The sequence below is a fragment of the Aneurinibacillus sp. Ricciae_BoGa-3 genome (genome assembly GCF_028421645.1).
Lineage (GTDB): Bacteria > Bacillota > Bacilli > Aneurinibacillales > Aneurinibacillaceae > Aneurinibacillus_B.
In genome coordinates this window covers 3783852-3797809 of record NZ_CP116887.1, presented here as the reverse complement: position 1 = coordinate 3797809, position 13958 = coordinate 3783852, and the positions used below count along the sequence as shown (strand labels likewise).

The 13958-nt window shown below is 48.6% G+C and carries 15 protein-coding genes and 1 other annotated feature; of the genes, 14 read left to right on the top strand and 1 reads right to left on the bottom strand.

Annotated features, from left to right (window positions below):
• Positions 1-261: 261 nt before the first annotated feature.
• Positions 262-1641, bottom strand: coding sequence for a UDP-N-acetylmuramoyl-tripeptide--D-alanyl-D-alanine ligase (locus PP175_RS19335; RefSeq protein WP_272439870.1), 1380 nt, complete (start codon positions 1639-1641; stop codon positions 262-264).
• A 272-nt stretch (positions 1642-1913) separates the two neighbouring features.
• Between PP175_RS19335 and rpsU the strand changes: the two genes are divergently transcribed.
• From rpsU to glyS, 14 genes are all read left to right on the top strand, one after another.
• Positions 1914-2087 (top strand): 30S ribosomal protein S21, encoded by a 174-nt coding sequence (rpsU, locus tag PP175_RS19330; protein WP_272439869.1) that lies wholly within the window; start codon positions 1914-1916, stop codon positions 2085-2087.
• Positions 2088-2099: 12 nt separating this feature from the next.
• Positions 2100-2546: a GatB/YqeY domain-containing protein gene (locus tag PP175_RS19325; protein ID WP_272439868.1), complete on the top strand. Its 447-nt coding sequence runs from the start codon at positions 2100-2102 to the stop codon at positions 2544-2546.
• A 167-nt stretch (positions 2547-2713) separates the two neighbouring features.
• The gene (yqfC, locus tag PP175_RS19320) at positions 2714-2995 is read left to right on the top strand and encodes a sporulation protein YqfC (protein WP_272439867.1); all 282 of its coding nucleotides are present in this window, start codon (positions 2714-2716) and stop codon (positions 2993-2995) included.
• A gap of 18 nt (positions 2996-3013) precedes the next feature.
• Positions 3014-4240, top strand: a complete 1227-nt coding sequence (yqfD, locus tag PP175_RS19315; protein ID WP_272439866.1) for a sporulation protein YqfD — start codon at positions 3014-3016, stop codon at positions 4238-4240.
• Between the two features lie 5 nt (positions 4241-4245).
• Positions 4246-5214 (top strand): PhoH family protein, encoded by a 969-nt coding sequence (locus tag PP175_RS19310; protein ID WP_272439865.1) that lies wholly within the window; start codon positions 4246-4248, stop codon positions 5212-5214.
• Positions 5215-5231: 17 nt separating this feature from the next.
• Complete coding sequence (locus PP175_RS19305) at positions 5232-7346, top strand: HD family phosphohydrolase (RefSeq protein ID WP_272439864.1); 2115 nt, start codon at positions 5232-5234, stop codon at positions 7344-7346.
• Between the two features lie 38 nt (positions 7347-7384).
• On the top strand, positions 7385-7825 hold the full coding sequence (gene ybeY / locus PP175_RS19300; protein ID WP_442870487.1) for an rRNA maturation RNase YbeY: 441 nt from the start codon (positions 7385-7387) through the stop codon (positions 7823-7825).
• Between the two features lie 12 nt (positions 7826-7837).
• Positions 7838-8326, top strand: coding sequence for a diacylglycerol kinase family protein (locus PP175_RS19295; RefSeq protein WP_272439862.1), 489 nt, complete (start codon positions 7838-7840; stop codon positions 8324-8326).
• Positions 8319-8717, top strand: coding sequence for a cytidine deaminase (locus tag PP175_RS19290; RefSeq protein WP_272439861.1), 399 nt, complete (start codon positions 8319-8321; stop codon positions 8715-8717). The genes PP175_RS19295 and PP175_RS19290 overlap by 8 nt, the downstream gene beginning before the upstream one ends.
• Complete coding sequence (gene era, locus PP175_RS19285; RefSeq protein WP_272439860.1) at positions 8714-9622, top strand: GTPase Era; 909 nt, start codon at positions 8714-8716, stop codon at positions 9620-9622. Before PP175_RS19290 ends, era begins: the two co-directional genes overlap by 4 nt.
• Before the next feature lie 104 nt (positions 9623-9726).
• Positions 9727-9873 (top strand): YqzL family protein, encoded by a 147-nt coding sequence (locus PP175_RS19280; RefSeq protein WP_272439859.1) that lies wholly within the window; start codon positions 9727-9729, stop codon positions 9871-9873.
• A 26-nt stretch (positions 9874-9899) separates the two neighbouring features.
• Positions 9900-10679: a DNA repair protein RecO gene (gene recO / locus PP175_RS19275; RefSeq protein ID WP_272439858.1), complete on the top strand. Its 780-nt coding sequence runs from the start codon at positions 9900-9902 to the stop codon at positions 10677-10679.
• Positions 10680-10724: 45 nt separating this feature from the next.
• Positions 10725-10903 (top strand) — a binding site (T-box leader).
• Positions 10904-10969: 66 nt separating this feature from the next.
• Entirely contained in the window at positions 10970-11848 is an 879-nt protein-coding gene (gene glyQ, locus PP175_RS19270; RefSeq protein WP_272439857.1) for a glycine--tRNA ligase subunit alpha, read from the top strand.
• A 2-nt stretch (positions 11849-11850) separates the two neighbouring features.
• Positions 11851-13944: a glycine--tRNA ligase subunit beta gene (gene glyS / locus PP175_RS19265; protein ID WP_272439856.1), complete on the top strand. Its 2094-nt coding sequence runs from the start codon at positions 11851-11853 to the stop codon at positions 13942-13944.
• The last annotated feature ends 14 nt before the right edge of the window (positions 13945-13958 follow it).

Genomic DNA, 13958 nt, shown 5'->3' with positions numbered 1-13958 from the left:
ATATAGCTTGGCTGCAACCTAGTTTTCTAATGGAGCGTGTGGAAAAGAGGGCGAAAAAGACCGGCAACTGTCTCCATCATTGAGATACACAGATGTTGCACCTAAACGGTATAAAGGAATCTAAGGCCATCGCCTGCGCTTACGCTTGCCGCTAGCCAAGATTCCTTAATGCCGGTCCGCCCGTCGTTCCACAAAGCGGCCGTAAAAGCTTCTATGAGGGGAAAGGAGAGAGCGGCATGGCCCACGATGTTTTTCTCATGCTTATACAAGTCCGCCAAGCAAATCTTCCAGTCTCATGCCCCTGGATGCTTTGAGCAGGATGGCGTAGTCTTCAGAGGCAAACGCGGCGAGGCGCTTTGCCGCTTCTTCTTTGGTGGGAAAATATTCCGCTTTGGTGCAGCCCTCCGCGATGTGACGGGCCAGTGCTCCCACGGCTATTACTTGAAATTCTCCATCCATGGTCGCCAGTTGTTCCCCGACTTCCCGATGGTATTGCTCCTCCTGGCTGCCCAGCTCAAACATATCCCCCAGCACCAATACTTTTTTACGTTCAGGATAGATGGACAGGAATGTGCGTACAGACGCCAGCATAGACGTCGGGCTGGCGTTATACGCGTCGTTTATAACAAGCAGTCCATTCCTTCCATCAATGCGCTCAAAACGCATAGAGGATATCTCCAGGCTCGCCAGCCGCCCGGCGATCTCATCCAATGTTAGGCCAATATGGAGGGCGATGAAAATACCAGGCAGCGCATTTGAGATGTTGTGCATGCCAAACAGCGGCATAAAGCAAGCTGCTTCGCCTTCCGCCGTCTTTACGGTAAAATGGCTGCCCGCGTTATCGAACCAAATAGAAGAAGCGGTTATGTCGGCAGCAACTGGCGGTTCGCCCTCCTGCTCAATATGGTAAAAATATGTCGTACCTGGATTGAGCTGGGCAAGACCGGGTACTAAATCGTTGTCGAGGTTAAGGCAAGCAAACCCGTTTGGGCTCGTATGGGGAAGAATTTCTCCTTTTGCCCGGGCAATCGCCTCTCGCGTGCCAAAAAATTCGATGTGTGCGTCGTTGACGTTCGTAATGACTGTATAGGTAGGCTGTACCATCTCAGCCAGGAAGTCGATCTCGCCTGCATGATTCATACCCAGCTCCAGTACAGCAGCCTCGGTATCAGGTGAAATCTGCAGAAGGGATAAGGGAACACCTAAATGATTGTTGAAATTTTTGTACGTTTTATATACCTTAAGCTTGCCCTCGAGAATATGGGCGAGTATGTCCTTTGTCGTGGTTTTTCCGTTGCTGCCTGTAATGGCAGCAATGGGGATAGACAGGCGGTTACGGTAGGAACGGGCTAAATCTTGAAAAGCTTTTTCCGTATCCTCTACTAGAACGAGCGAGAAGGAAGAAGGCAGTTGTGCAGCTTGTGTTTTCTTTTCGTCGGAGACGAGTGCTGCGACGGCGCCCTGTGCGCCCGCGGTAGAAAGGAATTCATGTCCATCCCGCGTTCCGCCGGCAAGAGCAACGAACAAACCTCCCTCTTTAATCTGCCGGGAATCAAAATGCACGTTTGTAACACGAGAGTCCGTGCTTCCACCTATCAGACGCCCTCCTGTACTTGAAATGATTTGTTCAATGGTAAACATATCGAATCCCTCCGGCTGGTATGTATATAGTATTATATGATAGCGGCCGCTTTAAGAAGCAAGGGCAGCCGATAGTTTTATCTAAGCTGTAATGCTACCACTTCCGCTACAGGCCAACAACCTTTTTGATGCCCGAACGATGAAATCGGGCATAAATGAGCAGTAAATGGTTGACCTGATTTAATCGGTATAATATAATGTTTTTTGACGACTTTTGCAAACCATTTTTGTTTGCATTGTCATGATGGTTATGGCGGAGGGAGGGGAAACAAATGGCAGAAGTTCGTATTCGTAAAAACGAGTCGTTAGACCAGGCACTACGTCGTTTCAAACGTGACTGCTCCAAAGATGGCATTCTTGCTGAAGTTAAAAAACGTAGACACTTTGAAAAGCCTAGCATTAAGCGCAAGAAAAAGTCCGAGGCAGCGCGCAAGCGTAAATTCTAGGAGGAATAGTTAATGAAGCTCGTCGAACGTTTAAACGAAGAGATGAAGCAGGCGATGAAGAGCAAAGACAAGCTTAAACTTTCCGTGATTCGCATGGTCAAATCTTCTGTAAAGAACGAAGAGATTAACCAGGGCAAGGAATTAACCGACGACGAAGTGTTAACTGTCTTGACTCGTGAGCTGAAGCAAAGGCGCGATTCCCTCCAAGAATTCGAAAAAGCTGGTCGTGAAGACCTCGCAGCACACGCCCGCGATGAAATTAATGTATTAATTGAATATATGCCTGAACAATTGGATGAAGAAGAAATTCGCAAGCTGGTGAGCGAAGCGATTCAGCAAAGCGGCGCTTCTTCCAAGAAAGACATGGGAAAAGTAATGGGTGCGCTTATGCCGAAAGTCAAAGGCCGTGCCGATGGATCTCTTGTGAACAAGATTGTGCAGGAATTGCTGCCTCAATAATATTGTGGCGACCGAAAGCCCCTTACGCATATATATGCGTAAGGGGCTTTTTGCGTTATTCTTCCCGCTCCTGTAACGGGTTTTGCAGGCATAAAAAGCAAGTCCGGTGCGTATGGATGGGATAAGGCAATCATTTTGACCACCGCAGACAAAGGGGCGTGAAGTCGGTGAAAAAGTGGCGTGATAAATGGCGAAGAATATCAACCGGCGTCCTTGATTTTCCGCAGGATATCACGATGGAGATGCCACGCATTACGATGATTGGGCAACTTCAAATGTATATAGAGAACCACCGCGGAGTCCTTGCCTTCACTCAACAGGAACTCCGTTTACTTTTAACCAAAGGCCAGCTGCTTGTCAGAGGCCAGAAACTTGTCATCCGGGCCATTCTTCCGGAAGAAGTGCTGTTAGAGGGCATTGTTGATCAGGTCATTTTTCTTGATGAGTAGGGGAGGAGTTGGAGAACAATGAATGGAAACAGCCTTCACTGGTTCCGAGGTTATCTTATTCTGCAGGTGCGTGGCAAAAGACTGGAGCGGTTTTTAAACCGTCTAATCGGACAAGGTATAGAAGTGTGGAATATCGAACGAACGACAAGTGAAATTGCCGAAATGAGCCTGCCGCTCGCCAGCTTTCACAGTTTAAAGCCGTTTCTAAAAGAAACCGGCTGCCGGGTTCATATAAAGAAACGAGTCGGATTTCCCTTTCTTCTCCGCAGAGGCAGGACACGCTCTATGTTTGTTGCGGGAGCGGTTTTTTTCTTTTTTGGGATTTACCTGCTTTCGAATATCATTTGGCGTGTTGAGATTGTCGGCAATGAAAAAATTCCCACCAATCAAATTATGCAGGCTGCCAATTCACTTGGAATCAAGCCGAAAACATTCATTTTCCGGCTGCCTGATCCCTCTGAAGTGCAGAAGCAACTTACACAGCGGATACCTCAAGCCTCTTGGATTGGGTTTGAGATGAGAGGAACCACAGCGTATATTCGCGTCGTGGAAAAGGTGCTCCCGCAGAAAAAAGATCTAGCGCCTCCCCACAGCATTATCGCAACAAAAAAAGCGATGATTCACTCTATATTCGCCGAGCGAGGAAAGCCGGTTGTCAAGAAGAATCAATGGGTAAATAAAGGGCAGGTTCTAATAGACGGCATGCTGGGCAATGAAGAATCCTTCCGCCCTGTCGCGGCACAAGGCCGGGTCGAAGGGGAAGTATGGTATGAATCTGACATCGTGGTGCCGCTTAAACAAAAAAGGTCTGTGCTTACGGGTGAAAACAGGACAAACCGCTACCTGCTAATCGGAAAGTACAGCATAAAATTCCAGGGTTTTGGCGGGACGCCATTTCCGCAGTTTGTTACGGATGGGCATGCATCCATGCTCACTGTGGGAAACAGACAGCTGCCCATTGGTTTAAAAACAGAAATAGTAAGACAAAATGAGGTAAAAGATGTTACCATGAGTGTAGAAGAAGCTGTGCTTCTTGGGAAAAAATTTGCTAATGAAAAGTTGTTAAAAGAGGCTAAAAAGGGGGCCTATATAAAGTCGGAAAAAGTTTTGCACCAGGCTGTGGAGAATGGTAAAGTTTATATAAAGCTCCATGATATCGTTGTGGAAGATATCGGAGCAGATGGTCCTATTATTCAAGAAATTCCTAAAACTCAAGAAGGTCCTATAACTCAAGAAGGAGAATGAGGTATTTGCAGGTAGAAACAAGCAAAACGATACGACTTGAGAGTGCGGAAGAAGCGAGTTTGCTGTTCGGCCCGCATGATAGTTTTCTAAAACAAATTGAAAACGCAACCGATGCCCATCTTTTTGCACGGAGCGAAGAAATTACAGTTTCCGGCCGGGAAGAGGAAGTGGAGCGAAATGTGCAGCTGCTTAACGTGCTAGCTACCCTCCTGCGCAACGGCATTAAATTATCGGAGCAGGATGTCCTGTATGCCATTAGGCTATCCAGGGAAGAAGCCCTGCCTGAACTGCTTGAGTTGTACGAGCAGCCCATTGCAACTTCTGTAAAGGGCAAACCCATCCGGGTGAAAACACTCGGCCAGCGCCACTACGTGATGTCTATTAAGAAACAGGACATTGTTTTTGGCATTGGCCCGGCAGGTACCGGCAAGACGTATCTTGCCGTCGTTATGGCGGTTACGGCACTGAAAGCCAATCGCGTGAAGCGCATTATTTTAACGAGGCCTGCGGTAGAAGCCGGAGAAAATCTTGGTTTTCTTCCTGGTGACTTGCAGGAGAAGGTGGATCCGTATCTTCGCCCGCTTTACGACGCACTGGGTGATCTGCTTACAGCTGAAAACATGACGAAATATATGGAGCGCGGCGTCATCGAGGTGGCACCGCTTGCTTATATGCGCGGGCGTACACTTGATGATGCGTTTATCATTCTCGATGAGGCGCAGAACACGACGCCTGAACAGATGAAGATGTTTTTAACGCGCCTTGGTTTTGGATCAAAGATGGTTATCACAGGTGACGTGACCCAGGTTGATCTTCCGCGCGGAAAAAAATCCGGACTACAGGATGCAAGCCGGATACTTGAGGGAATAGAGGGTATATCTTTTGTTTATTTATCCGGGGCGGACGTTGTAAGGCACCCGCTTGTTCAGAAAATGATCAGCGCATACGAGGGTGATAGTGAAACGTCCCGGTAAAAGGGGTTGTAACAGAAATGTTTGCTAAAAAACGTCTGCATCTGAATGTGCCCGAGTCTTGGAAACGCAGCGTTGCGGTTAGAAGAATTCTCTTCTTGTTAATTGGTATCGGCATCTATTTGCCGCTTATGGGAAACGTGCTGCCGAAAACATTTGACTTAAATGTAAATACCATCAGCAACGTTACGCTGACCGCACCGGTAACAGTTGAGGATGCGGAAGCCACTGAGAGTGCGCGACAGAAGGCGGTAGCTGAGGTACAGCCTGTTTATTCAAGGGATGACAGCATTACGGCGAATCAGCTTAAGTTAACAGAGTTTGTGTACAAGAAAGCGGTGGAACTGACGGCAGATGGGAGTCTTACGCCTGCACAGCGCTTGCAGGAGCTGAAAGACAATGCGCCGATTTCCCTGCCGCAGGATGTACTGCAGACCCTTTTAACGCTGTCCAAATCGGAACTTGAAGCGGCAAACAAGGAAACGTCAAGGGTTGTATCGGCGATCATGGTGCGGGGGGTTGACCAGACAACTTCGCGGGATGCGGTGCAGCAGCGGGTTAACCAGCAGATCGTGTTATCGGATATGGATAGCAAAGCCCGCAAAGTTGTAAGGGCCGCAGCTATTGCCAGCATTATCCCAAACTTGACCATTGATGAACAGGCCACCAAAGATTTAAAAGAATCGGTTCGCAGAATGGTTAAGCCGACTATGATCTATAAAGGCGAAGTCCTTGTCGAGAAGGGGCAGTATGTGTCTGAGGAGATCCACCGCAAATTGAGTGCGGCAGGGCTTCTCGCGAACAATGCCAGCAAGTTTCCGTTTATTGGACTGGGCATTATCACGGCATTTACAGTCGGGTTCCTGGCTGTGTATCTTGCCCGGCACTACCGTCACATTTACGAGAATAATAGCATGCTGCTTATGCTGGGATTCATTATCTTTTTGAACACAATCGTCATGAAAATCGCCAGTTACAGCCACTTCATCGATTTTGTCGTAGGCGGCTATCTGGCTCCTGTGGCGTTAGGGGCAATGCTTACAGCCATCCTGCTGAATACACAGATTGCCGTTATAGTCAGCGTGATCTTTTCCATGATTGCCGGGGTTATCTTTAACTATGGGAGCCTATTGCCGTTCGATTTTAGGTTCAGCCTTTTTGCCCTGATGTCAAGCCTCGTCGCTACGTACTCACTTGGCAAGGCGATTAAGCGGAGCAGGATTATGCGGGCAGGATTCCTCGTCTCGCTGGGCAACCTTTTAATCATTTCTGCCATTTTTCTTCTCATGTATACAACCGGCAATTGGCGCGATCTGCTGCTTCTTTACGGGTTTGGCGCGGCAAGCGGTATCGCCGCTGCGGTCTTAACGGTAGGTTTTCTGCCCTTTTTCGAAGGTTTCTTCGGGATGTTATCCCCGCTGCGCCTCATTGAACTGGGCAATCCGAACCAGCCGCTCCTGCGCAGGCTGCTCATGGAGACACCGGGAACTTACCACCATAGTATGATGGTCGGCAGCCTTTCAGAAGCAGCTTGCGAAGCAATAGGCGCTAATGGCTTGTTGGCCAGAGTTGGTTCTTATTACCATGATGTAGGGAAGATGAAGCGGCCGCAGTTTTTTATTGAGAATCAGATGAACCGGGAAAATCCGCATGACTCCTTAGCACCGGGTTTAAGCAAGCGAATTATTATCGCCCATGCCTATGATGGTTCTAAAATGCTTGAAGAGCACAATATGCCGCGGGCGATCCGGGACATTGCGGAACAGCATCATGGCACAACCCTTTTGAAATACTTCTTCCATAAGGCCTGCAAGCTGTCTGATACCCCGATTCCGGAGAGCGACTATCGTTATCCGGGCCCGAAACCTCAGACACGGGAAGCGGCGGTTGTGAGCGTGTGTGACAGTGCGGAAGCAGCGGTACGTTCTTTGAGCAAGCCAACCCCGGACCGGATCGAGCAGATTGTCCGGCGCATTATTGCAGAACGGATAGAAGATGGGCAATTTAATGAATGTAACATTACGATGCAGGAACTTGAAATCGTGGCGAAGACGATATGCGAGACCCTACAGGGATTTTTCCACAACCGGATTGAATACCCGGATGATAAACAAATGGCGGTGAAGCAGGCGTGACAATTGATGTTGAATTTGTCCAGGATTATAGCGAGGAACTGAATGAGGAACTGCTTAACTTGCTGCGAAAGGTATTAAACGCCGCAGCGGAGCTTGAAGAGATTGAAGGGGAAGTTGTCGTATCGTTCGTGGATGACGAAAGGATTCATGAGTTAAACCGGGAGTATCGTGGAATTGACCGGCCGACCGATGTGCTCTCCTTTGCCATGACCGAACAGGGAGAAGATGAAGTCGAAATCTTCGTTGATGAAGAAGATCAAGAGATGCCAACTATGCTGGGAGATATTATTATCTCGATTCCGCGGGCGAAAGAGCAGGCAGAGGAGTATGGACATTCCTTTGAGCGTGAGATGGGCTTTCTTACAGCGCATGGATTCCTTCATCTGATCGGCTATGACCACGGAACGGAAGAAGAGGAGAAAGAAATGTTTGGCAGGCAGGAGGAAATCCTGAACCGGGTGGGATTGGTTCGCGAATAAGGTGAACAAACAATGAATGAGTGGCGAAGATTGAAAAAAAGCTTTGGTTACGCTTTAGCGGGCATACAATATACCGTAAAGACTCAGCGGAACATGCAGATCCATGTGATTGTGGCTATTCTGGTCCTCCTTTCGGGCTTCTGGCTTCAAATCCCGAGAGGAGATGTTTTGCTGGTCTTTTTTTCTGTGTTTCTCGTTTTAATTATGGAAACGATAAACACAGCGGTTGAGAAGGTAGTCGATCTGGCTGCTAACGGAAAAGTCCATCCCCTGGCGAAGGTAGCCAAAGATGTAGCGGCAGGCGCTGTCCTTTTTTCTGCCATCCTTGCTGCTTGCACAGGATTTATTGTGTATGCTGAACCGTTGTGGCAGTTTGTTAACGGTGCCCGGATCCGGCTGCCGCTGGATGAAAGGGGCGGCTGGCCGCTCATTATCGTATCGGCTCTGCTTGTTACTTTCTTATTATGGATCTATGTTCGAAGGGGGAAAGATAATGGATGAGAACATGCTTATAGAAATGGCGAAACAAGCACGGGAGAAGGCATATGTCCCGTATTCCAAATTTAAGGTGGGTGCAGCGCTGCTCACAGCAGATGGAAAGGTCTACCATGGCTGTAACATCGAAAACGCTGCCTATTCCATGTGTAACTGTGCCGAACGAACAGCTCTTTTTGCTGCGTATGCACAGGGAGATCGCACGTTTAAGAAAATGGCTGTTATTGCCGATACACCTGGCCCTGTTTCCCCGTGTGGCGCATGCAGGCAGGTTATATCAGAACTATGCCCGTCCGATATGGAAGTGATTCTTAGCAGTATGGATGGACAGGTAAAGAAGGTCACCGTGGCAGAACTTCTGCCAGGTGCATTTAGTCAGGAGGATTTGAATAAATGAACGAAGGTTATAAATCAGGCTTTGCGGCGCTCATCGGCCGGCCCAATGTGGGCAAGTCAACTTTGATGAACCAAATTGTCGGGCAAAAGATTGCCATTATGTCCGACAAGCCGCAGACCACCCGCAACAAAATCCGGGCGGTATATACATCCGAAGAAGGACAGATTATATTCCTGGACACACCAGGGGTGCATAAACCGAAATCAAAGCTCGGCGATTTCATGAACCGTATGGTGGAGAATGCGCTCAGGGAAGTAGATGTTATTTTATTTCTCGTCGATGCATCGGAAAAGTTGGGACCCGGTGATGAATTTATTATTGATAAATTAAAAGATGTCAAAACACCTGTTTATCTTATTATCAATAAAATAGATAAGGTGCATCCGGATGAGCTTTTGCCTTATATTGATAAATACAAAGAACTTTATCCTTTTGCCCAGATTATCCCGGTTTCCGCACTGAACGGAAGCAATGTGGATCGCTTGATGCAGCAGCTTCTTGAGGAGCTCCCGGAAGGTCCGCAGTTCTATCCCGCTGACCAGGTAACCGATCATCCCGAGCGCTTTATTGTGGCTGAGCTTATCCGGGAGAAGGTGCTTCAGCTTACAAGGGAAGAAGTGCCTCACTCCATTGCCGTCGTGATAGAACAAATGAAAACAAGGGACGGCAATTCGGATCTCGTTGATATTTATGCTACAATTTATACAGAAAGACCTTCCCAGAAAGGGATCCTGGTAGGGAAACAGGGTGACATGATGAAGGAGATTGGCAAGCGGGCACGCCAGGATATTGAGCGTTTGCTTGGAAACCGCGTGTATTTAAATCTCTGGATCAAAGTGAAAAAGGATTGGCGCAATCAGGAAAACCTGTTTAAAAATTTTGGTTTCTATGAAGAGGAAGAGTGAGGGAAACTGTCAAATATTCCATCGGATAACAGGGTTCCCTGCGGGTCATGATATAACTATCTTTCTGGTGGATGCTTTATCTTTTCCGAAAGGATGGATAACAGATGATTAAAGATTTTTCCTGGAATTACTTTAAGATGACAGGCAGCCTCGACGCGTATATGTTATATACGGAGCATAAGAACTATCTTGACCTTCACCCGATGGAGGAAGCCCTGCAGGACCAAACAGAAGAACCTCTCAACATATAAACATAAGCGTAGTGAGGGGGAAACAAATGATAGGAAAATCGGAAGGAATTGTTGTCCGCACTACAGATTATGGGGAAGCCAACAAAGTACTCACCGTCTATACCCGCGAAGCCGGAAAAATCGCGATTATGGCACGTGGAGCCAAAAAGTCAAAAAGCCGTTTTACTGCTGTTGCCCAGCTTTTTACACACGGTTATTTTCTCTACCAGGCAGGCTCAGGGATGGGCTCCCTGCAGCAGGGGGATTTACTCCGGTCTTTTCGAACAATCCGGGAAGATTTGACTAAGACCGCTTATGCGGTCTATCTTTGTGAGTTCCTGGACCGCATGACAGAAGATCGGGAGCCAAATTCGTATCTATTCGATACGCTGCTGCTTGCCCTGACATCCATCGATGAAGGCAAGGATATAGAGATTATTGCCCGGCTATTTGAAATGAAACTGCTGCAGTCAACCGGATACCGTCCGCGGCTGGATGCCTGTGTGAATTGCGGGGCGGTAAATGTGCCGTTTTTTTTCAGTATCAGGGAAGGCGGCTTTCTCTGCCACAACTGCGCAAGCCGGGATCCGCATACGATCCCTACAGGTCCCGGGGCGGTGAAGGTTCTGCAGTATTTGTCCCACATGCACATGAACCAGTTGGGCAGCATTAATGTAAAGCCTGAAACGAAAGAGCAGCTGCGCCGCGTGATGCATACTTTTCTGGACGAGTATACGGGAATTCGGCTTAAGTCTCGCAAATTTCTCGAACAGCTAGAGAAAATGGCTCCCCTAATAGAAGACAAACCCCGGCAACAAGAAAGTTGACAGAGGGGCTCCTCATCATATATAGTAGCAACGAAATAAAGACTTTTTCGTGCAATGACGAAGAAGAGTAACCAGATTGAGCTTCCAAAGCGAGCCGGGGATAGTGAGAGCCTGGCGGGTGCAGCTGGTGAAGGGCGCTTCTGAGCACTTACGATGTGAAAGTGGACAGGATTTACTCCTGTCAAATAGGGTGGAACCGCGGGAAGCAAACTCCCGTCCCTATACCGTATCCGATGATACCGTATAGGGACGGGAGTTTTTTAATTTTGAAAAAGGAATGAGGTAATCAGATGAACTTTCAGGATATGATTCTTTCCCTGCAAAATTTCTGGGCCCGGCAAAATTGTTTAATTGTACAGCCTTACGATGTGGAAAAGGGAGCGGGTACCATGAACCCGGCAACTTTTCTAAGATCCATTGGCCCTGAGCCGTGGAATGTGGCTTACGTGGAGCCATCGCGCCGCCCGGCAGACGGCCGCTATGGTGAGAACCCGAACCGCCTGTATCAGCACCATCAGTTTCAGGTGATTATGAAGCCGTCTCCTGATAATATCCAGGAGCTGTACCTGGACAGCCTGCGTGAGCTTGGCATTGATCCGCTCCTGCATGATATTCGTTTCGTGGAAGACAACTGGGAAGCTCCAACGCTTGGCGCATGGGGCCTCGGATGGGAAGTCTGGCTGGACGGTATGGAAGTCACGCAATTCACCTATTTCCAGCAGGTTGGCGGTATCGACTGCAGCCCGGTAGCCGTTGAAATTACCTACGGATTGGAGCGACTTGCCTCCTATATTCAAAACAAAGAAAATGTATTCGACTTAGAATGGGTTAACGGCTTCACGTATGGGGACGTATTCAAGCAGGCCGAATATGAACATTCCAAGTATACGTTTGAAGTCTCCGATGTTTCTATGCTGTTCTCCCTGTTCAGCACATATGAGTCGGAAGCAAAACGCTGTATGGAACAAAAGCTGGTGCTACCGGCTTATGACTACGTCTTGAAATGCTCCCATACGTTTAACCAGCTGGATGCGCGGGGCGCCATCAGTGTTACGGAAAGAACAGGATACATTACAAGGGTCCGCAACCTGGCGCGTGAAGTGGCGCACACCTACTATACGGTGCGAGAAGAACTGGGATTCCCGATGCTGAAGAAGGAGGTTGAATAATCATGGCCACACGCAGCCTTTTAATCGAAATTGGTACAGAAGAGATGCCTGCGCGTTTCGCGACGGGTGCCTGTGAACAGTTAAAAGATAAAGTAACAGCCTGGCTTACCGCCAACCGAATTTCTTATGGGGAAGCAGCCGGGTATGAAACACCACGCCGATTCGCCGTGCTCATCACACATGTCAATGAGCAGCAGGAGGACGTCAACGAAGAACTTCGGGGCCCTGCCAAGAAGATCGCGGTGGATGACAACGGCGCCTGGACGAAAGCAGCGCTCGGTTTTGCACGCGGAAAAGGACTTAATGCAGAAGATTTATATTTGCAAGAAGTAAACGGTGTGGAATACGTATTTGCACGCAAACACCAGGCCGGTCAGTCTACCCAACAGCTGCTTCCTGCGCTGCGCGAATTAATTGTAGCGATGTCTTTTCCAAAAAACATGCGCTGGGGCGCTCATGATGTCAAATTCGTGCGGCCAATTCGCTGGATGGTGGCGCTGTTTGGAACCGACATTATCCCGTTTGAAATTGCTGGTGTTCATACCGGTAACACGTCACGCGGACATCGTTTCCTTGGTGACACCGTGACCATTGAGCGACCTGAGGATTATACTTCCCGTCTCGCTGAACAGTATGTAATGGTGAATCCAGAGGAGCGTCGTGCCCGTATTCTCTCGCAGATTAGAGAGATGGAAACCCAAAAAGGCTGGAGCATTCCGACAGAGGAAGGGCTGCTTGATGAAGTTGTCCATCTGGTTGAGTATCCCACCACTTTGTCAGGCGGTTTTGAAGAAGAATATCTGCACATTCCGCGTGAGGTGCTCGTCACCTCCATGCGTGAGCATCAGCGCTATTTTCCTGTAGAGAATAAAGATGGCGAGCTGCTGCCGTATTTCGTCACTGTCCGCAATGGCGACGATAAAGGCCTTGAGACGGTGGCCAAAGGCAATGAAAAAGTACTCCGTGCCCGGCTCTCTGATGCCCGCTTCTTCTATGAAGAAGACCAGAAAATGAAGATTGATGATGCGCTTAAGCGGCTTGAAACTGTGGTATTCCACGAAGAGCTTGGTACCATCGGCGATAAAATCCGCCGTGTCCGTGAAGCCGCGCTGTCCATCGCGGATTCAATACAGATACCAGCGGACGAAAAACAAAAAATAGACCGCGCCGCCAGCATCGCTAAGTTTGATCTGGTCAGCCATATGGTATATGAGTTCCCGGAACTGCAGGGCATTATGGGTGAACGATACGCCCGGCTGCTTGGGGAAGATCAAACAGTTGCCCAGGCAATTTTTGAACATTACCTGCCTAGATTTGCAGGCGACAAGCTCCCGGAAACGGAAACGGGCGCTGTGCTTAGCATTGCAGACAAAATCGACACTATCGCAGGTTGTTTCGCGATTGGCATCATTCCGACCGGTTCAGCCGATCCGTATGCGCTGCGGCGCCAGGCAACAGGTATCGTGCAGATCTTACTGGATCGAGGCGTGTCCCTGACTCTTGACACGCTGTTTAGCCTGTCACTGGCCATCCTTGAGGATCGCAAACTACTTAAGCGGGGCAAAGAGGAAGTGAAAAAAGACCTTCAGGACTTCTTTACGCTGCGCCTGAAAAATCTCTTGCAGGAAAGAGGCATCCGCTATGACCTGATCGATGCTGTCCTCGCAGTCGATACGTCCAATGTGGGTTCGATCGTGAAGCGGGCGGATGTACTGCGGGCAATCTTTGCGGATGAAACGGAAAAAGGCGCGGACTTCAAGGTCATTGTGGATTCCTTTAACCGCGTCAATAACCTGGCGAAAAAGGCCGAAGCCACCCAGGTCAATCCTGGCCTATTTGAAACGGACGCTGAGCGGCAACTGTGGAACGCCTTTGCTGACGTCAAGGCACAAACCCAGCCGCTGCTTGATCAAGCAGATTACCTCGCTGCATTCCATTCGATGGCCAAGCTTCATGAGCCGATCAATGCTTTCTTTGATAACGTGATGGTCATGGTAGATGATGAGAATGTGAAGAATAACCGTCTGGCTATGCTGGTGGCGATTTCAGGATTTGTTTTTGGTTTAGCTGATTTCAGCAAAATTGTTTTTGCGTAAGCAAACTTGATACG

Bases quoted from the DNA above. Each gene is read 5' to 3' on its own strand.
- PP175_RS19335 (WP_272439870.1), bottom strand. From the start codon at position 1,641: ATGTTTACCATTGAACAAATCATTTCAAGTACAGGAGGGCGTCTGATA.
- rpsU (WP_272439869.1), top strand. From the start codon at position 1,914: ATGGCAGAAGTTCGTATTCGTAAAAACGAGTCGTTAGACCAGGCACTA.
- PP175_RS19325 (WP_272439868.1), top strand. From the start codon at position 2,100: ATGAAGCTCGTCGAACGTTTAAACGAAGAGATGAAGCAGGCGATGAAG.
- yqfD (WP_272439866.1), top strand. From the start codon at position 3,014: ATGAATGGAAACAGCCTTCACTGGTTCCGAGGTTATCTTATTCTGCAG.
- PP175_RS19305 (WP_272439864.1), top strand. From the start codon at position 5,232: ATGTTTGCTAAAAAACGTCTGCATCTGAATGTGCCCGAGTCTTGGAAA.
- PP175_RS19295 (WP_272439862.1), top strand. From the start codon at position 7,838: ATGAATGAGTGGCGAAGATTGAAAAAAAGCTTTGGTTACGCTTTAGCG.
- PP175_RS19290 (WP_272439861.1), top strand. From the start codon at position 8,319: ATGGATGAGAACATGCTTATAGAAATGGCGAAACAAGCACGGGAGAAG.
- era (WP_272439860.1), top strand. From the start codon at position 8,714: ATGAACGAAGGTTATAAATCAGGCTTTGCGGCGCTCATCGGCCGGCCC.
- PP175_RS19280 (WP_272439859.1), top strand. From the start codon at position 9,727: ATGATTAAAGATTTTTCCTGGAATTACTTTAAGATGACAGGCAGCCTC.
- recO (WP_272439858.1), top strand. From the start codon at position 9,900: ATGATAGGAAAATCGGAAGGAATTGTTGTCCGCACTACAGATTATGGG.
- glyQ (WP_272439857.1), top strand. From the start codon at position 10,970: ATGAACTTTCAGGATATGATTCTTTCCCTGCAAAATTTCTGGGCCCGG.
- glyS (WP_272439856.1), top strand. From the start codon at position 11,851: ATGGCCACACGCAGCCTTTTAATCGAAATTGGTACAGAAGAGATGCCT.